At 61.8% G+C, this 17,242-nt stretch carries 29 protein-coding genes; 25 read left to right on the top strand and 4 right to left on the bottom strand.

Going from position 1 to position 17,242, the window contains the following annotated elements; translation table 11 throughout:
* Positions 1-18 precede the first annotated feature (18 nt).
* Complete coding sequence (locus tag K5R33_RS01205) at positions 19-639, top strand: TIGR02466 family protein (RefSeq protein WP_220747842.1); 621 nt, start codon at positions 19-21, stop codon at positions 637-639.
* Here the strand turns inward: K5R33_RS01205 and K5R33_RS01200 are convergent.
* A complete protein-coding gene (locus K5R33_RS01200; RefSeq protein WP_220747143.1) occupies positions 620-1,255 on the bottom strand; it encodes a hypothetical protein in 636 nt (211 codons plus the stop codon). The genes K5R33_RS01205 and K5R33_RS01200 overlap by 20 nt on opposite strands.
* A 233-nt stretch (positions 1,256-1,488) precedes the next feature.
* On the opposite strand from K5R33_RS01200, the gene rpmC reads away from it, so the two are divergent.
* The 12 genes from rpmC (at position 1,489) to K5R33_RS01140 (ending at position 6,265) form a co-directional block, all read left to right on the top strand.
* On the top strand, positions 1,489-1,695 hold the full coding sequence (gene rpmC, locus K5R33_RS01195) for a 50S ribosomal protein L29 (protein ID WP_220747142.1): 207 nt from the start codon (positions 1,489-1,491) through the stop codon (positions 1,693-1,695).
* A gap of 1 nt (position 1,696) precedes the next feature.
* Positions 1,697-1,927 carry a 30S ribosomal protein S17 gene (gene rpsQ / locus K5R33_RS01190; RefSeq protein WP_220747141.1) on the top strand — a complete coding sequence of 77 codons (231 nt, stop codon included), beginning with the start codon at positions 1,697-1,699 and terminating at the stop codon, positions 1,925-1,927.
* A gap of 106 nt (positions 1,928-2,033) precedes the next feature.
* A complete protein-coding gene (gene rplN, locus K5R33_RS01185; protein ID WP_005621870.1) occupies positions 2,034-2,402 on the top strand; it encodes a 50S ribosomal protein L14 in 369 nt (122 codons plus the stop codon).
* A complete protein-coding gene (rplX, locus tag K5R33_RS01180; RefSeq protein WP_220747140.1) occupies positions 2,402-2,707 on the top strand; it encodes a 50S ribosomal protein L24 in 306 nt (101 codons plus the stop codon). Before rplN ends, rplX begins: the two co-directional genes overlap by 1 nt.
* Positions 2,707-3,270: a 50S ribosomal protein L5 gene (gene rplE / locus K5R33_RS01175; protein WP_220747139.1), complete on the top strand. Its 564-nt coding sequence runs from the start codon at positions 2,707-2,709 to the stop codon at positions 3,268-3,270. Before rplX ends, rplE begins: the two co-directional genes overlap by 1 nt.
* 11 nt (positions 3,271-3,281) lie before the next feature.
* The gene (rpsN, locus tag K5R33_RS01170; protein ID WP_220747138.1) at positions 3,282-3,587 is read left to right on the top strand and encodes a 30S ribosomal protein S14; all 306 of its coding nucleotides are present in this window, start codon (positions 3,282-3,284) and stop codon (positions 3,585-3,587) included.
* Between the two features lie 12 nt (positions 3,588-3,599).
* Positions 3,600-3,992: a 30S ribosomal protein S8 gene (gene rpsH, locus K5R33_RS01165; protein WP_220747137.1), complete on the top strand. Its 393-nt coding sequence runs from the start codon at positions 3,600-3,602 to the stop codon at positions 3,990-3,992.
* Between the two features lie 10 nt (positions 3,993-4,002).
* A complete protein-coding gene (gene rplF / locus K5R33_RS01160) occupies positions 4,003-4,536 on the top strand; it encodes a 50S ribosomal protein L6 (protein ID WP_220747136.1) in 534 nt (177 codons plus the stop codon).
* An 11-nt stretch (positions 4,537-4,547) separates the two neighbouring features.
* A complete protein-coding gene (gene rplR, locus K5R33_RS01155) occupies positions 4,548-4,907 on the top strand; it encodes a 50S ribosomal protein L18 (protein ID WP_220747135.1) in 360 nt (119 codons plus the stop codon).
* A 149-nt stretch (positions 4,908-5,056) separates the two neighbouring features.
* Positions 5,057-5,632, top strand: a complete 576-nt coding sequence (gene rpsE / locus K5R33_RS01150) for a 30S ribosomal protein S5 (RefSeq protein WP_220747134.1) — start codon at positions 5,057-5,059, stop codon at positions 5,630-5,632.
* Positions 5,633-5,635: 3 nt separating this feature from the next.
* Positions 5,636-5,824 (top strand): 50S ribosomal protein L30, encoded by a 189-nt coding sequence (gene rpmD, locus K5R33_RS01145; protein WP_220747133.1) that lies wholly within the window; start codon positions 5,636-5,638, stop codon positions 5,822-5,824.
* Positions 5,825-5,989: 165 nt separating this feature from the next.
* On the top strand, positions 5,990-6,265 hold the full coding sequence (locus K5R33_RS01140) for a hypothetical protein (RefSeq protein ID WP_220747132.1): 276 nt from the start codon (positions 5,990-5,992) through the stop codon (positions 6,263-6,265).
* Here the strand turns inward: K5R33_RS01140 and K5R33_RS01135 are convergent.
* Together K5R33_RS01135 and K5R33_RS01130 are read right to left on the bottom strand one after the other, a co-directional pair.
* Positions 6,260-6,898 (bottom strand): vWA domain-containing protein, encoded by a 639-nt coding sequence (locus K5R33_RS01135; RefSeq protein WP_255588390.1) that lies wholly within the window; start codon positions 6,896-6,898, stop codon positions 6,260-6,262. The two genes, K5R33_RS01140 and K5R33_RS01135, sit on opposite strands and share 6 nt — an antisense overlap.
* A gap of 117 nt (positions 6,899-7,015) precedes the next feature.
* Positions 7,016-7,699, bottom strand: a complete 684-nt coding sequence (locus K5R33_RS01130) for a vWA domain-containing protein (RefSeq protein ID WP_255576096.1) — start codon at positions 7,697-7,699, stop codon at positions 7,016-7,018.
* Positions 7,700-7,756: 57 nt separating this feature from the next.
* On the opposite strand from K5R33_RS01130, the gene K5R33_RS01125 reads away from it, so the two are divergent.
* The 9 genes from K5R33_RS01125 (at position 7,757) to rplQ (ending at position 14,183) form a co-directional block, all read left to right on the top strand.
* Entirely contained in the window at positions 7,757-8,398 is a 642-nt protein-coding gene (locus tag K5R33_RS01125) for a 2-hydroxychromene-2-carboxylate isomerase (protein ID WP_220747130.1), read from the top strand.
* 52 nt (positions 8,399-8,450) lie between these two features.
* Positions 8,451-8,867 (top strand): VOC family protein, encoded by a 417-nt coding sequence (locus K5R33_RS01120; RefSeq protein WP_220747129.1) that lies wholly within the window; start codon positions 8,451-8,453, stop codon positions 8,865-8,867.
* Positions 8,868-9,058: 191 nt separating this feature from the next.
* Complete coding sequence (rplO, locus tag K5R33_RS01115; RefSeq protein WP_220747128.1) at positions 9,059-9,526, top strand: 50S ribosomal protein L15; 468 nt, start codon at positions 9,059-9,061, stop codon at positions 9,524-9,526.
* A 105-nt stretch (positions 9,527-9,631) separates the two neighbouring features.
* The gene (gene secY / locus K5R33_RS01110; protein WP_220747127.1) at positions 9,632-10,990 is read left to right on the top strand and encodes a preprotein translocase subunit SecY; all 1,359 of its coding nucleotides are present in this window, start codon (positions 9,632-9,634) and stop codon (positions 10,988-10,990) included.
* The gene (locus K5R33_RS01105; protein WP_220747126.1) at positions 10,987-11,571 is read left to right on the top strand and encodes an adenylate kinase; all 585 of its coding nucleotides are present in this window, start codon (positions 10,987-10,989) and stop codon (positions 11,569-11,571) included. Before secY ends, K5R33_RS01105 begins: the two co-directional genes overlap by 4 nt.
* Before the next feature lie 166 nt (positions 11,572-11,737).
* Positions 11,738-12,106 (top strand): 30S ribosomal protein S13, encoded by a 369-nt coding sequence (gene rpsM / locus K5R33_RS01100; protein WP_220747125.1) that lies wholly within the window; start codon positions 11,738-11,740, stop codon positions 12,104-12,106.
* 15 nt (positions 12,107-12,121) lie between these two features.
* The gene (rpsK, locus tag K5R33_RS01095) at positions 12,122-12,514 is read left to right on the top strand and encodes a 30S ribosomal protein S11 (RefSeq protein ID WP_220747124.1); all 393 of its coding nucleotides are present in this window, start codon (positions 12,122-12,124) and stop codon (positions 12,512-12,514) included.
* Between the two features lie 119 nt (positions 12,515-12,633).
* Positions 12,634-13,650 carry a DNA-directed RNA polymerase subunit alpha gene (locus K5R33_RS01090; RefSeq protein ID WP_220747123.1) on the top strand — a complete coding sequence of 339 codons (1,017 nt, stop codon included), beginning with the start codon at positions 12,634-12,636 and terminating at the stop codon, positions 13,648-13,650.
* A 113-nt stretch (positions 13,651-13,763) separates the two neighbouring features.
* Positions 13,764-14,183, top strand: a complete 420-nt coding sequence (gene rplQ, locus K5R33_RS01085; RefSeq protein WP_220747122.1) for a 50S ribosomal protein L17 — start codon at positions 13,764-13,766, stop codon at positions 14,181-14,183.
* Positions 14,184-14,264: 81 nt separating this feature from the next.
* On the opposite strand, the gene K5R33_RS01080 is transcribed toward rplQ, so the two are convergent.
* Positions 14,265-14,444 carry a hypothetical protein gene (locus K5R33_RS01080; protein WP_220747121.1) on the bottom strand — a complete coding sequence of 60 codons (180 nt, stop codon included), beginning with the start codon at positions 14,442-14,444 and terminating at the stop codon, positions 14,265-14,267.
* 95 nt (positions 14,445-14,539) lie between these two features.
* On the opposite strand from K5R33_RS01080, the gene K5R33_RS01075 reads away from it, so the two are divergent.
* The 3 genes from K5R33_RS01075 to K5R33_RS01065 all read left to right on the top strand — a co-directional run bounded on the left by K5R33_RS01075 (position 14,540) and on the right by K5R33_RS01065 (position 17,231).
* Positions 14,540-15,133: a helix-turn-helix transcriptional regulator gene (locus K5R33_RS01075; RefSeq protein WP_255588389.1), complete on the top strand. Its 594-nt coding sequence runs from the start codon at positions 14,540-14,542 to the stop codon at positions 15,131-15,133.
* A 71-nt stretch (positions 15,134-15,204) separates the two neighbouring features.
* Complete coding sequence (locus K5R33_RS01070) at positions 15,205-15,792, top strand: acyl-homoserine-lactone synthase (RefSeq protein WP_220747119.1); 588 nt, start codon at positions 15,205-15,207, stop codon at positions 15,790-15,792.
* A 98-nt stretch (positions 15,793-15,890) separates the two neighbouring features.
* Complete coding sequence (locus K5R33_RS01065) at positions 15,891-17,231, top strand: replication-associated recombination protein A (protein ID WP_220747118.1); 1,341 nt, start codon at positions 15,891-15,893, stop codon at positions 17,229-17,231.
* Positions 17,232-17,242 lie beyond the last annotated feature (11 nt).

Here is a 17,242-nt window from a genome sequence, read left to right as displayed (position 1 = left end):
GCCGTCTATCTGCCGCCCATGGCCCAGATCTCTTCGCTGTTTGTGACCCGCCTTTACCGCGCCGCCTTGTCGGACCACGCGCCCTCCGTGGACACCGACGAATTGGCAGCCTCGTGCTATGCCATCGCCGAAGATGATGAGGCAGGGCACGCGTGGTGCGACGCAAACGGCTACCCCGGGTATACGTCCTATGCCTCGCTGTCGGACCTGCCGTGGCGGTTTCCGATCTTTGCCGATGTTGTCCGATCTCTCGATGCCCATGTGGCCGCCTTCGCCGAAGATCTGGCGTTTGATCTGGGCGATCGTGCTCTGGTGCTGGAAGACATATGGATCAACATCTTGCCCGAAGGCGGTGTTCACACGGGCCATCTGCACCCCCATTCTGTCATTTCTGGCACCACATATGTGGCGATGCCGGAGGGGACCAGCGCGCTCAAATTAGAGGACCCGCGCTTGCCGATGATGATGGCCGCGCCTGTGCGACGGCCCGATGCGCCAGAGGCCCTACGGACGTTCCACTACGAGACGCCTAAGGTCGGCGACGTACTGCTGTGGGAGTCTTGGCTGCGCCACGAAGTGCCCATGAACATGGCCGAGGAGGAGCGGGTCTCGGTGAGTTTCAACTATAAGTGGGCCTAGTCTGCGCTTCGGTCCAACGCCGCCCATGCGCCCGCCGTCCGGCGATAAGCGCACCAACGATGCCTGAGTAAAGGGCCAGAAGGTAAAGGGGGTAGCTCAGGAGAATGGGATCCGCCCCATCCACAGAGGCCACGCCCAAGCCCGCCGACGCAAGAAACGCCGCCCAAGGCAGCATGGGTTCACTGTTCGGGGCGCGGTAGGCCTTTGCCATGGTTCCAATCCCGCCGAGCAACCCAATGGCAATCGTGACAGCCAGCGCCCAACCCGCCTGTGACGTCACCGCCCAAAGGCCAAGGCCTGCTGCGGCAGCGATCAGGACCCCGATGTCCCGTCGCGCAAAGGTTGCCCCGCGACCGTGACCAATGGCGAGAAGAAAGACCAAGATCGTCCCGCCGACCTGCGCGCCTGCGAAAATAAGGGACGGTCCTGCGCCCTCCTGGCGGAGGGATGCAATCGCAATGACGCCGAGTATCGACCATATGAGCCAACTTGTCCTGCAGGGCCGCGCGCGCCCCGTGACGATGGCGCGTACGTAAGGGATGAACCCGACGCAGGTCAAAAGGCCGGATGCGAGGCCGAACATCGCAGTCGCTTGGGGCGTGGCGTCGATGGGCATGGTCACTCGCAGACTGAACAACAAACCTACGTGACGTTAGGTTAAGGCGGCCCCGTTCCGTAAGTCGGGGAAACCATACCGCCGGGCTCAAGGTTTTCTCGGGCGATGGCAGAGACGGCCCTTGCCAAGGGACTGCCACGCGTCTATGCGACGCACTCTAACGTTGATCTCCACCGGAATCAGCCGTGACCTGCCCTATGCAGAGCGGCCCGGTGATGTGGAAGGAGAGGGCGATGAACGCCACTGAGCTTCGGGGCAAAACCCCCGATGAACTTCGTACGGAGCTGACCAACCTGAAGAAAGAGGCCTTCAACCTCCGCTTTCAGGCCGCGACCAATCAGCTTGAGAACACCGCGCGTATGCGGATCGTCAAGCGCTCTATCGCGCGTGTGAACACCATTCTGAACGAAAAGGCGGCTGACGCCGCGCAGGAGGCCTGAGATGCCGAAGCGTATCCTCCAGGGCGTTGTCACGTCGAACCAGAACGCCCAGACGGTCACCGTGTCGATCGAACGCCGGTTTAAGCACCCTCTGCTGCAAAAGACCGTGCGGAAGTCCAAGAAGTACCGCGCCCACGACGAAAACAACCAGTTCAAGGTTGGCGACGTGGTCCGCATCCAAGAATGCCCCCCCAAGTCCAAGACGAAGCGGTGGGAAGTGATCGCCGAGTGATCGGCCTCGCCGGGTCCAAAAATTCCTGAATTTTTGAGCCCGTCACACAGTTCGAAACCCTGGGGGCACCGGCACGCATCGCCGCCCCAAAGGTCGGGAGAAACCAATGATCCAGATGCAAACCAACCTGGATGTTGCTGACAACAGCGGCGCACGCCGTGTTCAGTGCATCAAGGTCCTGGGCGGGTCCAAGCGGAAGTATGCCTCCGTGGGCGACATCATCGTGGTGTCGGTCAAGGAAGCCATTCCGCGGGGCCGCGTCAAAAAGGGCGACGTGCGTAAGGCCGTCGTCGTGCGCACCGCCAAGGAAGTGCGCCGCGAAGATGGCACCGCGATCCGCTTTGATCGCAACGCCGCCGTCATTCTCAACAACAACAACGAGCCGGTCGGCACCCGTATCTTCGGGCCGGTGGTTCGTGAGCTGCGCGCGAAGAACTTCATGAAGATCATCTCGCTCGCGCCGGAGGTGCTGTAATGGCCGCGAAACTCCGCAAAGGCGACAAGGTCGTCGTCCTGTCCGGTAAGGACAAGGGCAAGGAAGGTGAGATCGTCTCCGTCGACCCCAAGGCCGGTAAGGCCGTCGTCGAGGGCATCAACATGGCCATCCGCCACACCCGCCAGAGCCAGGCCAGCCAGGGGGGCCGCATCCCCAAAGCGCTGCCCATCGACCTGTCGAACCTGTCGATGATCGACGGCAACGGCAAAGCCACCCGCGTTGGTTTCCGCATGGAAGACGGCAAGAAGGTGCGCTTCGCCAAGACCACGGGAGACGTGATCTGATGCTCGACACCGCGAACTACACGCCGCGCCTCAAGACGGCCTTCGATCAGACGATCAAGGCGGCCATGAAGGAAGAGTTCGGCTACAAGAACGACATGATGATCCCGCGCCTGGACAAGATTGTCCTGAACATTGGCGCCGGTGCTGAATCGGTCCGTGACAGCAAGAAAGCCAAAAGCGCGCAGGACGACTTGACCGCGATTGCTGGCCAGAAAGCCGTCATCACCAAGGCCAAGAAGTCCATCGCTGGCTTCCGCGTTCGTGAAGGCATGCCGCTGGGCACCAAAGTCACGCTGCGCGGCGCTCGGATGTATGAATTCCTGGACCGTCTCGTGACCGTCGCCATGCCCCGTATCCGGGACTTCCGCGGCATCAACGGCAAAAGCTTCGACGGACGTGGCAACTACGCCATGGGCCTGAAGGAGCATATCGTCTTCCCCGAGATCAACTTCGACAAAGTCGACGAAGTCTGGGGTATGGACATCATCATCTGCACCACCGCCAAGACGGATGCAGAGGCGAAGTCGCTGCTCAAGCACTTCAACATGCCGTTCAACAGCTGAGGAGCATAGACATGGCAAAAGTATCCATGGTCGAGCGCCAGAAAAAGCGTGAGCGGTTGGTGAAGCAATACGCCGCCAAGCGCGCCGCCCTGAAAGAGACGATCCGCGACGAGAGCAAGCCCATGGAGGAGCGCTTTAAGGCGACCCTCAAGCTGGCTGAATTGCCCCGCAATTCCTCGGCCGTCCGTCTCAACAACCGCTGTCAGCTGACCGGTCGCCCCCGCGGCTACTACCGCAAGCTGAAGCTGTCCCGCATCATGCTGCGCGAGTTGGCCAGCCAGGGGAAGATCCCCGGCATGGTCAAGTCCAGCTGGTAAGGAGATCAGGTTATGAATGATCCCATCGGCGATATGCTGACCCGCATCCGCAACGCGCAGATGCGCGGCAAATCCACCGTCACCACGCCCGCGTCCAAGCTGCGCGCCCGTGTCCTGGATGTGATGGCCGACGAAGGCTACATCCGTGGCTACGAGTCGTCGTCTGACCGCCAAGGCCACCCGACGCTGGAAATCTCGCTCAAGTACTACGAGGGCACCCCGGTCATCCGTGAGTTGAAGCGGGTCTCCAAGCCGGGCCGTCGTGTGTACCTGGGTGTCTCCGACATCCCGTCGGTCCGCCAGGGCCTGGGTGTCTCCATCGTGTCGACGTCCAAGGGCGTCATGTCCGATGCAGCGGCTCGCTCTGCCAACGTTGGCGGCGAAGTCCTCTGCACGGTCTTCTAAGGAGGGTTTTATGTCTCGTATTGGCAAAAAGCCCGTCCAGCTGCCGTCCGGCGTGGAGGCCAAGGTCTCCGGTCAGACGGTCAGCGTCAAAGGACCGAAGGGCACCCGTGAGTTCACGGCCACCGACGATGTCACGCTGACGGTCGAGGACAACACCGTTGTCGTCACGCCGCGCGGCAAGTCCAAGCGCGCCCGCCAGCAGTGGGGCATGTCCCGCACCATGGTGGAGAACCTGGTGACTGGCGTGACCTCTGGCTTCAAGAAAGAGCTGGAGATCACCGGTGTTGGTTACCGAGCCCAAATGCAGGGCAAGACGCTGAAGCTGGCGCTGGGCTACTCCCACGACGTCAACTTCGAGGTGCCCGAGGGTGTGACCGTCACGGCGGCGAAGCCCACGGAAATCAGCATCGAAGGCATCGACCAGCAATTGGTTGGCCAGGTTGCCGCGAACATCCGCGAATGGCGTTCGCCGGAGCCCTATAAGGGCAAGGGCATTCGCTATAAGGGCGAGTACATCTTCCGTAAGGAAGGCAAGAAGAAGTAAGGACCAGTCAGATGGCAAACAGCAAACGGGATCTGTTCCTCAAGCGCCGCCTGCGCGTCCGGAACAAGCTTCGCAAGATGGCTGCTGGGCGTCCGCGCCTGTCGGTTCATCGCTCCAACAAGAACATCAGCGTCCAGTTGATCGACGACGTGGCGGGCCGCACCTTGGCCTCGGCTTCGTCGCTCGAAAAGGATCTGGGCGTCGTGGGCAAAAACAACATCGACGCGGCCAGCAAGGTTGGCGCGGCGATTGCCGAGCGCGCCAAGAAGGCGGGTGTCGAAGACGTCTACTTCGACCGTGGTGGCTTTCTTTTCCACGGCAAGGTGAAGGCCCTGGCCGACGCCGCCCGCGAAGGTGGTCTGAAGTTCTAAGGCTCGGCGGGGCAACCCCGCCCTACGAGATGCGCAGGGGGCCGATCATGGCCCCCTCGATGATCCGGGGTTCGCTTTCGCGCAATGCGGAGCCATGACCACCAGGATTGCACAAACGGGGCGAGGCCCCAGACACTAGGAGATGCCGCATGGCAGAACGTGAGAACCGTCGGGGCCGTGGCCGCGACCGCGAGGAAACCCCGGAATTCGCCGACCGCCTTGTGGCGATCAACCGCGTGTCCAAGACCGTTAAAGGCGGTAAGCGCTTCGGCTTTGCCGCGCTCGTCGTCGTTGGCGATCAGAAGGGCCGCGTTGGCTTTGGCAAAGGGAAGGCCAAGGAGGTCCCCGAGGCCATCCGCAAGGCGACCGAACAAGCCAAGCGCCAGATGATCCGCGTGCCGCTGCGCGACGGGCGGACCCTGCACCACGATATGGAAGGGCGCCACGGTGCCGGTCGCGTCGTGATGCGCACCGCCCCGGAAGGGACCGGGATCATCGCCGGTGGTCCGATGCGTGCCGTGTTCGAGATGCTGGGCATCAAGGACGTGGTGTCGAAGTCCATTGGCTCCCAAAACCCCTACAACATGATCCGCGCCACGCTCGACGGTTTGACCAAAGAGGCATCGCCCCGCTCGGTTGCCCAGCGTCGTGGCAAGAAGGTCGCGGACATCCTGCGCAAAGGTGACGAGGCTCCGGCCCCTGCCGCCGAGACCGAGGAGGCCTGATCCATGGCAAAGACCATTGTTGTTAAGCAGATCGGGTCCCCGATCCGCCGCCCCGCCGACCAGCGTGCGACCTTGATCGGCTTGGGTCTGAACAAGATGCACAAGACCCGCGAGTTGGAGGATACGCCCTCCGTCCGTGGCATGGTCAACAAGATCCCGCATATGGTGAAGATCATCGAAGAGCGGGACTGAGGTCCTTAGGTCGGGGGTCACCCCGCCACTGTTGAAATAAAGCGCCCCGGTCAGAAATGGCCGGGGCGTTTTTGCGTGCTGTGGCGCGTGTCTGATCTGTGTGCATGGCCTCGGGGCCAACTGTGGTGCCAGTGTTTTGGTGTATTGTTTCTTAAGGTGTCAGCGATGACCAAAAAACGCACCGTGAGACACAGCTTCGCCATTCGGCACAAGCGGAGCGGAAACACCATCGACGGCCATGTGGACGTGATCGCTTGCCGAGCCACCGGCGGCTGTGACCTCATGTTCTCACACGCGCCGGTGCTGGAGCCAGGTGGCAAAGCATGGTTCAGCAATTCAGCCGCCTACGCTGCGTCAGAAGAAGACGCCGATGACACGATAGATTACTGGCTCGATATGCTCAGATCGGCGCACGATGTGGTGCCCTGGACGCCATTATAATCGTGCAAACTCAATGCGAGGCCTCGGGCCTTCGCCCACCACCAAACATCCCAGCGTTGCCTGCAAGGCATCGACCAATTCGTCCACCGTCTCCGTCGACACGAACAGCCCGCCGGTGCGGTCAGCAAAGCACTTGGCGACCGTGTCGCGCCCAAATTCTTGCTGTTCCGGGTTGTCCCAAAGGAAGAAATCCCGCGCGGCGCGGAAGCCGATCACATGGATCGTCAGGTCGGCAGCGGCCTCGGCCATCCGACGAGAGGTGGCGCAGGGTGTGCCGCCGCAGGTTTCATTGCCATCCGTGACAAGCACCACAATTGCCGGTTGGGTCCGGTAGGCCATGACCTCCGCCGCTTCTTCCACGGCTGCGGACAGGGGGGTCAGCCCGTTCGGGTCCAGCATGTCCAACGCTTCGATCACGGGGTCTGCCGCCATGTCTATGGGTGGGAAACGCAGACGGATCCCTTCGCAGGATCCTTCGGGGCCAGGCCCATAGGTTAATAGGCCGATCCTGCGGACCTCTTCGACCAAAGGCATTGCCTGGGCCATGGCCTGACGCGCTTCTGCAATTCGCGTGTTCGGTCCCGTCTCCAGGGTGATTTCCGCCATGGAGGCGGAGCCGTCGAAGACGATCATGGCGTCGGTGGCGCAAGGGCCTTGGGCCGCTGCCGGCAGGGCGAGAGCACAGGAAAGGAGGGCGGCACGCATGGCCGTAGGGTGACAGCCGGAAAGCGACCAGGCAAGGGCGGAGGCTTAGCTCACGTCCCGACAGCCCAGCGTCTCGTTCAGAGCCTCGACCAGGTCGTCGATTGTGTCGCTGAGGACATAGAGTCCCCCCGTCCGCTCGGCGAGGCATCGGGCGATGATCTCCCCCCGGGGCAGAGGGCGGGTCGCGGCGCTCCCTCCATTGGTCAGATCGCCCACGACTTTGAAGCCGACCACATGGATTGTCAGGTCTTGCGCGGTGGCGGACAAGCGGTCGGCCAAGGCGCATGGCATCCCACCACATGTGTCGTTGCCGTCGGTCACCAGCACAATCACACCCGCGCGCTCACGATAGCGGAGCCGGTCCGCGGCCTGGCGCACGGCCTCGGCGAGCGGCGTCAGCCCCATGGGGGTGATGTCTTCCAACGCAGAGAGGATCGGGGCAGCCGCCAGGGGCTGGGGCGCAAAGTGTTCGTGGATGCCATCGCAAAACGTCTGACGACCAGGGCCGTAGGTCATCAGACCGATGCGTCGGATGTGCTCTACGGGCGGCAGGGCGCGTGCCACCGCGGTGCGGGCTTCGTCGATCCGGGGCAGGCCTTCGGTGGCATAGCCGATCCCGCCCATGGAGTTTGAGCCGTCGAAGATCAGGATGGCGTCCGCCGTGCAGCTCGCCAAGGCGGTTTGTGTGCTGAGGGCCGTGGCGGCCAGGAAACTGACGAACCGGTGCATGGCACCAGTGTTGCCAAGGCTCTGTCTTCAATCAAGGGCCTCGCCTAAAGTCACGGGATGGCCGTCATCGAATACATCTATTCCGCCCATTCTGCCTTCGCTTACCTGGGATCTGCTCACCTACGGAGCATTTGCGCGACCCATGGCGCGACGCTTATCCACCGCCCGATCCCCCTGTCTCCGGTGGTCGAGGCGCAGGGGAGCCTCCCATTCGCGGCGCGGACTCAGGCCCATGTGGACTACTTCTTCGGACGCGAGATCGAGCGATGGGCGGAGTGGCGCGAAGTGCCTGTCTTATCGTACCGACCCACCTACCATGATGCGGATTACACTCTGGCCAGTCATCTCATCATCGCGTGCGGTGACAGGGGGCCGCTTGTGGATGCCGTCTCTCACGCCATCTTGCGCGCGCATTGGTGCGATGATGCGGATTTGTCCGATGAACGGGTCCTGCGGGCCGTGATTGACGCATTGGGTATGGATACGGAGGCCCTGATGCAGCGCGCGAATTTGCCCGAGGTGGCCGATGCTTATGCCCGGAACTGCGCGGACGCGCAGGCTTTAGGCGTTATGGGGTCGCCCACCTATGTGGTCGATGGAGAGATTTATTATGGGCAAGACCGGCTTGAGATGGTCGAACGGGCGCTGACGCAACCCTTTCGTCCAAGTCGCTGGCGTAATCCGCCGGTGGACGGGTGATCTTTGTGTTCGCCGTGTCACCCGGCGGAGCGAGACGTGTGGGGGGTTTACGGTGATTGGATATGTGACCTTGGGCGCCGACGACATCGCGGCGGCGAAGCGGTTCTACGGGGCGATCCTGACGCCTTTGGGCTATGGGCTGCACGAAGGGCCTGAGGGGCTGAGCTATGCTTTGGAGGAGGGCACGACGGACGGGGTCGCCTTTCCGGAGTTCTATGTGAAGCCCACCTATGACGGCCTCCCCGCGTCGCCTGGAAACGGGGCAATGGTGGCCTTTGACGTGGGGCGGCAGGACCTGGTTCGGGACTTGCACCGCGCCGGACTGTCCGCAGGTGGCACAAACGAAGGCGCGCCCGGCTTCCGCGCCGCGTACAGCGCCCATTTCTACGTCGGCTATCTGCGGGACCCGCAGGGCAACAAGATCGCGCTCTATGCCGAAGACCGGAGCGTTCCGGGGCGAGACGGGTAGGGCGGCACAACGTCCCAAGTGGCGGTTGATGTCTGACCCGATGGTGCCCTGCTGGATCGGACATCGGACCCCTTGCGAGGAACGGCAGGCCCGTGTATCCGCGACCGGTGCCGCTTTGGCACGTTCAGAATCAACATGCCGCGTGCGCCCCACTTCGCTTCGGGGGTGTTTCCGGCCAGAGGAGAAGCGATATGAAACTCAACGATCTGCGCGACAACCCCGGCGCAACCCACAAGCCCAAGCGCGTTGGCCGCGGCCCTGGTTCGGGTCTGGGTAAGATGGGTGGACGTGGTATCAAGGGTCAGAAGTCCCGGTCCGGTGTGGCGATCAACGGCTACGAAGGTGGCCAGATGCCCCTGTACCAGCGTCTGCCGAAGCGCGGCTTCAACAAGCCGAACCGTAAGTCCTTTGCTGTCGTGAACCTGGGCAAGGTGCAGGAGTTCATCGACGCCGGTAAACTCGACGCCGCTGCGATCAACGAAGACAGCTTGGTGGCCTCCGGTCTGGTGCGCCGCAAGTTGGATGGCGTTCGCCTGCTGGGCAAAGGCGAGTTGACCGCGAAAGCCACGATCACTGTCACCGGTGCCTCCAAAGGCGCTGTCGAGGCGGTCGAAAAGGCAGGTGGCACGGTCACGGTTGCGGCAGCCGCCGCCGAGTGACGGTTGTGGGCGGGCGCTGACCCGCTTACATAAACCCAAGTTTTCCGAGATCGCCGCCTGCGGGAAGCCCGTCGGGCGGCGTTTCAGCATCAAAGAGGGGCTCGCATGGCTTCAGCCGCAGAGCAAATGGCCGCCAACATGAGCTGGGGCGCGTTCGGTAAAGCGAAAGAGCTTCGCCAACGTATCCTGTTCACGATCGGCCTGCTGATCATCTACCGTTTCGGCACCTACATTCCGGTTCCCGGCATCGACGCGGGCGCGCTGCGCGACTTCGTCGAGCAAGCGGCTGCCGGTCTGGGCGGCGTGCTGAACATGTTCACCGGGGGCGCCATCGGGCGCATGGGCGTCTTTGCCCTGGGCATCATGCCCTACATCTCGGCGAGCATTATCGTGCAGCTGATGACGGCAATGGTTCCGCAGCTCGAACAGCTCAAGAAAGAGGGCGAACAGGGCCGCAAAAAGATCAACCAGTACACGCGCTATGGCACCGTGGCCCTTGCGACCTTGCAAGCCTATGGCTTGGCCGTGTCGCTGGAAGCTGGTGGCTTGGTGGCCGATCCCGGCTGGTTCTTCCGCGCAGCCTGCGTGATCACCCTGGTCGGCGGCACGATGTTCCTGATGTGGCTGGGCGAGCAGATCACGGCCCGTGGCATCGGCAATGGCATCTCGCTGATCATCTTTGTTGGTATTGTCGCGGAACTGCCGGCCGCTTTGGCGCAGTTCTTTGAGAGCGGTCGGACCGGCGCGCTCAACACGCCTGCGATCTTAGGCGTCGTGGCTATGCTGCTCGGAACGCTGGTTTTTGTGGTCTTCATGGAGCGCAGCCTGCGCAAGATCCACATCCAGTATCCGCGCCGTCAGGTCGGCATGAAGGTCTATGATGGCGGGGCGAGCCACCTGCCAATCAAGGTGAACCCCGCAGGCGTAATCCCGGCGATCTTCGCGTCTTCGCTGCTGCTGCTGCCCACGACGATTTCGACGTTCAGCGGTCAGCAGACGGGTCCGATCATGTCGACGATCCTGGCCTACTTCGGGCCGGGTCAGCCGCTCTACCTGCTGTTCTTCGCGGGCATGATCATCTTCTTCACGTACTTCTACACCCACAACGTGGCGTTCAAGACCGAGGATGTCGCCGACAACCTTAAGAACCAGAATGGGTTCATTCCCGGCATCCGGCCCGGGCAGAAGACGGCGCAGCATTTGGAATACGTGGTCAATCGGATCCTGGTTCTCGGGGCGGCTTATCTGACCCTGGTCTGTCTGATCCCAGAAATGGTGCGCAACCAACTGGCGATTACGGCTTACTTCGGTGGCACATCGATCCTGATCATCGTGTCGGTCGGTATGGATACGATCCAACAAGTGCAGTCCCATCTGCTGGCCCACCAGTACGAAGGGCTCATTGAAAAGAGCCAACTGCGCGGTAAGAAGCGCGGGAAACGTAAAGGGACTGCAAGACGATGAACATCATTCTGCTAGGGCCGCCGGGCGCCGGGAAGGGAACCCAGGCCGGGCGGCTCGTGGAGGGGCGGGGCATGGTCCAGCTCTCCACCGGGGACATGCTGCGGGAGGCGCGGTCCTCGGGCACCGAGATGGGCAACCGCGTTGCCGCGATCATGGATGCTGGCGAGTTGGTGACCGATGAGATCGTCATTGGCCTGATCGAAGAAAAGCTCGAAGGCGACCAAGGCGGTGGGTTCATCTTTGATGGCTTCCCGCGGACCTTGGCCCAGGCAGATGCCCTAGGCGCCCTGCTGGACAAGCACGGGGCCACGTTAGATGCCGTGATCGAATTGCAGGTGAACGACGATGTTTTGGTGGAGCGGATCGTCGGGCGCGCCCGGGATGCCGTCGCCGCCGGTGGGACGGCCCGGGCGGACGATAACGCCGAAAGCCTGAAGGTGCGTCTGATGGAGTACTATAAAAAGACCTCGCCGCTGATTGGCTATTACTGGGCCAAGGGCGATCTGACGTCCGTGGATGGTCTTGGTGATATGGACACCGTTGCGGCCTCCATTGAAGGTATACTGTCAAAAAGTTCTTGACAGGCGTCCGCGCAGGCCTTGACCGCAGCCTGACAACCCCCTAAGTCGCAATCTCCGCCGGGAATCGTCCGATTCCCGGTGATCTCTTTTGATCAGGCATGTCGCTCTGGTCGTTGTGAAAAAAGGTTCTGGGGTTACGGAACCGCAACGAAAGAAGGAAGACCACTTGGCACGTATCGCTGGCGTTAACATCCCAACCGGGAAGCGCACCCCAATCGCGCTCACGTATATCACGGGCATCGGCCCGGCGAAGGCGAAGGAAATCATCGACGCCGTGGGCATCGACGCAACCCGCCGCGTGAATGAGCTCTCGGACGCCGAAGTCCTGCAGATCCGCGAGTATATCGACGCGAACGTCACCGTCGAAGGCGACCTGCGCCGTGACACGCAGATGAACATCAAGCGTCTGATGGACCTGGGCTGCTACCGCGGTCTGCGTCACCGTCGGAACCTGCCCGTTCGCGGTCAGCGCACGCACACCAACGCCCGCACCCGCAAAGGCCCCGCAAAGGCCATTGCTGGCAAGAAGAAGTAAGGGAGCGCAAGACCTATGGCACGTGATACCCGTCGCGCCCCCAAGCGCAAAGAACGCAAGAACATCGCCGCTGGTGTGGCCCATGTGAACTCGTCGTTCAACAACACCAAGATCCTGATCTCGGACGTTCAAGGCAACGCGATCTCCTGGTCGTCGGCCGGCACCATGGGCTTCAAAGGCTCGCGTAAGTCGACGCCCTACGCCGCCCAGATGGCCGCTGAGGACGCTGGCAAGAAGGCCCAGGAACACGGCATGCGGACCCTCGAAGTTGAGGTCCAGGGCCCCGGTTCCGGTCGTGAGAGCGCCCTGCGCGCCCTGGCCGCCGTTGGCCTTCAGATCACCGCGATCCGCGACGTGACCCCTATCGCGCACAACGGTGTTCGCCCGCCGAAGCGTCGCCGGGTCTGATCTCGCACTGATGAAACTTCGACGGGGCCGTGCCGCAGCGGCCCCGCCGCGCCGTTTGAAAACCTCGGGAGTCCGCGTCTTCCGCCCCGACGCCGGACATGAATGGAGGGATGGGCCACATGATCCACAAGAATTGGCAAGAGCTGATCAAGCCTCAGCAGCTTGACGTCCGCCCTGGCAACAACCCCGCGCGCCAAGCGACCGTCGTGGCGGAACCGCTGGAGCGTGGCTTTGGCCTGACCCTGGGCAACGCCCTGCGCCGCGTGTTGATGTCGTCGCTGCAAGGTGCGGCGATCACCTCGGTGCAGATCGACAACGTCTTGCATGAGTTCTCGTCGGTGTCTGGTGTGCGGGAAGATGTCACCGACATCGTCCTGAACCTGAAGGGCGTGTCCCTGCGCATGGACGTCGAAGGGCCGAAGCGCCTGTCGATTTCGGCCAAGGGTCCGATGGTGGTGACCGCTGGTGACATCTCCGAATCCGCTGGTATCGAGGTTCTGAACCGCGATCACGTGATCTGCCACCTGGACGACGGCGCCGACCTCTACATCGAACTGACGGTGAACACCGGCAAGGGCTATGTCTCGGCTGACAAGAACAAGCCTGAGGACGCGCCTATCGGCCTGATCCCGATCGATGCGATCTACTCGCCGGTCAAGAAGGTGTCCTACGAAGTGCAGCCGACCCGTGAGGGTCAGGTTCTGGACTATGACAAGCTGACGCTGAAGCTGGAGACCGATGGGTCCTTGGCACCTGATGATGCTGTGGCCTACGCGGCCCGCATCCTGCAGGACCAGCTTCAGATCTTCGTCAACTTCGATGAGCCCGAGGCCGCCCGCTCCGACAGCGCCGAGGACGATCTGGAGTTCAACCCGCTGCTTCTGAAGAAGGTCGACGAGTTGGAGCTTTCGGTCCGCTCGGCCAACTGCCTCAAGAACGACAACATCGTCTATATCGGCGATCTGATCCAGAAGACCGAAGCCGAGATGCTGCGCACGCCGAACTTCGGCCGCAAGTCCTTGAACGAAATCAAGGAAGTGCTGTCGGGCATGGGCCTGCACCTGGGCATGGATATCGTCGATTGGCCGCCAGAGAACATCGAAGATCTGGCCAAGAAGTTCGAAGACAACTTCTGAGGTTTCCGTGGGGCGGGGGTCACCCCGCCTGACGGCCTGGGCAATTCCGCCCCAACAAGGAGGGATCGGCAACGCACCGATCCCGGACAAAGCATAAATCTAGGAGAAGACACATGCGTCACGCCCGCGGATACCGCCGCCTCAACCGCACCCACGAACACCGCAAGGCGATGTTCGCCAACATGGCTGGGTCCTTGATCGAACATGAGCAGATCAAGACGACGTTGCCCAAGGCCAAAGAACTGCGCCCGATCATCGAGAAGATGGTGACCCTTGCTGGCCGGGGCGATCTGCACGCCCGCCGTCTGCTGCGCTCGCGCCTCAAGGAAGACCGCCATCTGGAGAAGTTGATGGACATCCTGGGGCCCCGCTACAAAGAGCGTAAGGGCGGCTACGTGCGCGTTCTGAAAGCTGGGTTCCGCTACGGCGACATGGCGCCCATGGCCATCATCGAGTTCGTGGACCGCGACGTCGACGCAAAGGGCGCCGCCGACCGCGCCCGCCTGGAAGCGGAAGACGCCGCCGAGGCGTAACCGCATCGCACCAAAAATGGTCGCTAAAATTGTAGGCCCCGCCAGTTTTGGTGGGGCCTTTTCACGCTTGGGTCACGGGTCTCACAGCTTTGGCGGGCTCGCCGCGGCTGCACCTGATTTCTCGTGTTGGATCAAGGTCTCTTCGAGCTGCTCATCGGTCATGCTGACCCCCCCGAGGCATTCCAAGAGGTCCGCCCGCGCCTCGTCCGATAGTTTCAGTACGCGCACAAAAAGCCGAGGATTGAGCGGATTGTTTATCATCTGTTAACCATTTCAGTGGCGTAACTAAAGCACGATACAGTTGACGAGAAATTAACCAACCTGTCTAAAAAGACATGTCTGAGAGACAACGCCTCATGGTTCGCTATTTGCAGAGATTGGATGACATCGCCCCGGCCGGTTATACCGTTGGCGTTCACATCCGCTTTGCCTCTCCGCTGTATCTCAAGAGCACGTATCCGCAGGAATGGCAGGACGTCTATGCTGCCAATGCGTATTCCTTGCGCGATCCTCTAGTATTCTGGGGGATCAGCAAATCTGGGAAAACGCGTTGGAGTGAGATTAACTTGCCCGATCCTTTCGGTGTTATGGCAAAGGCCGCCAAGTTTGGCCTGACCTATGGCGCCGTGATTGCCTGCGGAAAGATCACGTCCCGCACCATTGTCGGCGCGGCTCGCTCGGACCGAGAGTTCACGGATACCGAAATTGCGGACATTGAGGACATTGCCCACGGGCTCCACGATGTCACCGAGCCACCCGAGGATCTGACACCTGCCATGATTGAGGCCCTGCGCCTCGTGGGTGACGGATACCGCCATACGGCCGCTGCTGCGGAACTGGGAATTTCGGAAAGTGCGCTGAAAGCGCGCCTTTCGTCCGCCCGGGATCGCCTGGGCGCAAAGACCACGGCCGAGGCTTTAAGAATGGCGAGAGAATACAGGCTCTTATAAGCCACCCCCACAGTGCGAGCATCCCCGGTCCCCTGGTGTCAATGACAACCCGGCAGAGAAAGAATTGTCCAATGCAAACCACCACGCTTTCCTTCACCAACATCCACGACCACGGCTCCCTGTTCAGCGATCTGCTGCGCGCCCGGCACCGGACCTTCATCGAACAGGCGCAATGGGATCTGCCCCAGGCCGATGGGATGGAGTTTGACCAATACGACACGCCCGCCAGCCGTTGGGTGGCTGTCCATGAGTATGGCCGGATCCTTGCCGGTGTGCGCCTGACGCCGACGACCCATCGCTGTGGCATCTACAGCTATATGATCCGGGACGCGCAATTGGGTCTATTGGACTCGATCCCATCCGATTTGATGGATGAAGAGGCCCCCGTTGCACCTCACATTTGGGAATCGAGCCGCGTCTTCGTTTGCGATGACGTCCCCGCCAAGATCAGAATGCGGGTTCAGATGCAGTTGATCGGACAGATGGTCGCCAGCGCGCGGGAATTGGGCGCGACGTCGGTTATCGGCATTATTCCCGCCAATTCGCCACGCCTTGCACGGCGGGTGGGTCTCGAATGTGTGCCAGCGGGTCCGGTGATGAATATCGGCGGATCGGAGTCGGTCTGCGTCAATATCTCCATGGCGACCAAAATGCACTAACCCCTCACCAGTACGACGACCTGCTTTTACGGGCAGCGGCCGGGATGCCGCTGCCCGTATGTCTTTTCTGGGGGCTGACACAGGCATAGGGTGCCCCCATGGCCGACCTCTTCTCCAGCGATCCCACAATCAACAGCGAACCTGGTGCTGACACGCGCGATGATAGCGCGGGGCATCCCGCGCCCCTTGCGGATCGGCTGCGCCCGGCGTCTCTCGTGGAGGTTGTGGGCCAAGGTCACTTGCTGGGACCTGAGGGCGCGTTGACGGTCATGCTGACGGGCGCCCTGCCAAGTCTGATCTTGTGGGGGCCGCCTGGGGTTGGGAAGACGACGATCGCCCGGCTGCTCGCGGATCATGTGGGGCTACACTTCGTCCAGATCAGCGCGATTTTCACCGGCGTCGCGGATCTGCGCAAAGTGTTCGACACGGCTCGAAACCGTCGCGCGAATGGCCGTGGCACGCTGTTGTTCGTGGATGAGATCCACAGGTTCAACAAAGCCCAGCAGGACAGCTTTTTGCCTCACATGGAAGACGGCACGATCACGCTGGTGGGGGCCACGACCGAGAACCCCTCATTTGAGTTGAACGCAGCCGTCATGTCGCGCGCCCAAGTGCTTGTGCTGAAGCGGCTTGAGTTGCGGGATATGGAGCTACTGACCCAGCGCGCAGAAAAGGACCTGGGGGCGAAATTGCCCCTGGACGGACCAGCGCGCGAAGCCCTGCAAGAGATGGCGGACGGCGATGGGCGTGCCCTGCTGAACCTGATTGAGCAGGTGGCGGCATGGGGCGCCACGGATCCCGTGGATACGGAGACGTTGGGCAAACGTCTGCAACGGCGCGCGGCGCAATACGACAAATCGGGCGATGCCCACTACAACCTGATTTCAGCCCTGCACAAATCTGTCCGGGGCAGCGACCCGGACGCGGCGCTCTATTGGTTTGCCCGGATGTTGAAGGGGGGCGAAGACCCTCGGTTTTTGGCGCGGCGGATCACACGCATGGCCGTTGAAGACATCGGGCTGGCCGACCCCCAGGCCCAAGCGCTTTGCGTCCAAGCCTGGGAGACCTATGAACGGCTCGGCTCGCCCGAGGGAGAGTTGGCGCTGGCCAATGCGGTCGTCTACTTGGCCTTGGCACCAAAATCGAACGCGGGATACGCGGCCTATAAGTCCGCCATGCGTAGCGCGGCCCAGACCGGGTCGGAGCCACCGCCCAAGCACATCCTGAACGCACCGACCGCCTTGATGAAGGACCAGGGATATGGGGCAGGGTATGCCTATGATCACGATCAGGCCGATGGGTTTTCGGGGCAGAACTATTTCCCAGACGGTATGAAACGTCAGGTCTATTATGTACCCGTCGAGCGCGGGTTCGAGCGGGAGTTGGGCCGTCGCCTGGATTGGTTCGTTGAGCAGCGCGCCAAACGCGGCAAAGGTTGACTTCGGAGGCG

Origin of the sequence: Jannaschia pagri, assembly GCF_019655435.1 — a bacterium.
Taxonomy (GTDB): Bacteria; Pseudomonadota; Alphaproteobacteria; order Rhodobacterales; family Rhodobacteraceae; genus Jannaschia; species Jannaschia pagri.
The sequence above is the reverse complement of the archived record's forward strand: the minus strand, read 5'-3'. Positions and strand labels throughout refer to the sequence as shown.

What these genes read in the sequence shown, in the direction of transcription:
- rplQ (WP_220747122.1), top strand. Translation starts at nt 13,764, where the DNA reads ATGCGTCACGCCCGCGGATACCGCCGCCTCAACCGCACCCACGAACAC.
- K5R33_RS01125 (WP_220747130.1), top strand. Translation starts at nt 7,757, where the DNA reads ATGGCCGTCATCGAATACATCTATTCCGCCCATTCTGCCTTCGCTTAC.
- secY (WP_220747127.1), top strand. Translation starts at nt 9,632, where the DNA reads ATGGCTTCAGCCGCAGAGCAAATGGCCGCCAACATGAGCTGGGGCGCG.
- rpmC (WP_220747142.1), top strand. Translation starts at nt 1,489, where the DNA reads ATGAACGCCACTGAGCTTCGGGGCAAAACCCCCGATGAACTTCGTACG.
- K5R33_RS01105 (WP_220747126.1), top strand. Translation starts at nt 10,987, where the DNA reads ATGAACATCATTCTGCTAGGGCCGCCGGGCGCCGGGAAGGGAACCCAG.
- rpsK (WP_220747124.1), top strand. Translation starts at nt 12,122, where the DNA reads ATGGCACGTGATACCCGTCGCGCCCCCAAGCGCAAAGAACGCAAGAAC.
- K5R33_RS01080 (WP_220747121.1), bottom strand. Translation starts at nt 14,444, where the DNA reads ATGATAAACAATCCGCTCAATCCTCGGCTTTTTGTGCGCGTACTGAAA.
- rplF (WP_220747136.1), top strand. Translation starts at nt 4,003, where the DNA reads ATGTCTCGTATTGGCAAAAAGCCCGTCCAGCTGCCGTCCGGCGTGGAG.
- K5R33_RS01065 (WP_220747118.1), top strand. Translation starts at nt 15,891, where the DNA reads ATGGCCGACCTCTTCTCCAGCGATCCCACAATCAACAGCGAACCTGGT.
- K5R33_RS01090 (WP_220747123.1), top strand. Translation starts at nt 12,634, where the DNA reads ATGATCCACAAGAATTGGCAAGAGCTGATCAAGCCTCAGCAGCTTGAC.
- rpsN (WP_220747138.1), top strand. Translation starts at nt 3,282, where the DNA reads ATGGCAAAAGTATCCATGGTCGAGCGCCAGAAAAAGCGTGAGCGGTTG.
- K5R33_RS01205 (WP_220747842.1), top strand. Translation starts at nt 19, where the DNA reads ATGGCCCAGATCTCTTCGCTGTTTGTGACCCGCCTTTACCGCGCCGCC.
- rplE (WP_220747139.1), top strand. Translation starts at nt 2,707, where the DNA reads ATGCTCGACACCGCGAACTACACGCCGCGCCTCAAGACGGCCTTCGAT.
- rplO (WP_220747128.1), top strand. Translation starts at nt 9,059, where the DNA reads ATGAAACTCAACGATCTGCGCGACAACCCCGGCGCAACCCACAAGCCC.
- rplR (WP_220747135.1), top strand. Translation starts at nt 4,548, where the DNA reads ATGGCAAACAGCAAACGGGATCTGTTCCTCAAGCGCCGCCTGCGCGTC.
- K5R33_RS01140 (WP_220747132.1), top strand. Translation starts at nt 5,990, where the DNA reads ATGACCAAAAAACGCACCGTGAGACACAGCTTCGCCATTCGGCACAAG.
- rpsQ (WP_220747141.1), top strand. Translation starts at nt 1,697, where the DNA reads ATGCCGAAGCGTATCCTCCAGGGCGTTGTCACGTCGAACCAGAACGCC.
- rplX (WP_220747140.1), top strand. Translation starts at nt 2,402, where the DNA reads ATGGCCGCGAAACTCCGCAAAGGCGACAAGGTCGTCGTCCTGTCCGGT.
- K5R33_RS01070 (WP_220747119.1), top strand. Translation starts at nt 15,205, where the DNA reads ATGCAAACCACCACGCTTTCCTTCACCAACATCCACGACCACGGCTCC.
- K5R33_RS01200 (WP_220747143.1), bottom strand. Translation starts at nt 1,255, where the DNA reads ATGCCCATCGACGCCACGCCCCAAGCGACTGCGATGTTCGGCCTCGCA.
- K5R33_RS01135 (WP_255588390.1), bottom strand. Translation starts at nt 6,898, where the DNA reads ATGATCGTCTTCGACGGCTCCGCCTCCATGGCGGAAATCACCCTGGAG.
- rpsH (WP_220747137.1), top strand. Translation starts at nt 3,600, where the DNA reads ATGAATGATCCCATCGGCGATATGCTGACCCGCATCCGCAACGCGCAG.
- K5R33_RS01075 (WP_255588389.1), top strand. Translation starts at nt 14,540, where the DNA reads ATGGTTCGCTATTTGCAGAGATTGGATGACATCGCCCCGGCCGGTTAT.
- rplN (WP_005621870.1), top strand. Translation starts at nt 2,034, where the DNA reads ATGATCCAGATGCAAACCAACCTGGATGTTGCTGACAACAGCGGCGCA.
- rpsE (WP_220747134.1), top strand. Translation starts at nt 5,057, where the DNA reads ATGGCAGAACGTGAGAACCGTCGGGGCCGTGGCCGCGACCGCGAGGAA.
- rpmD (WP_220747133.1), top strand. Translation starts at nt 5,636, where the DNA reads ATGGCAAAGACCATTGTTGTTAAGCAGATCGGGTCCCCGATCCGCCGC.
- K5R33_RS01130 (WP_255576096.1), bottom strand. Translation starts at nt 7,699, where the DNA reads ATGCACCGGTTCGTCAGTTTCCTGGCCGCCACGGCCCTCAGCACACAA.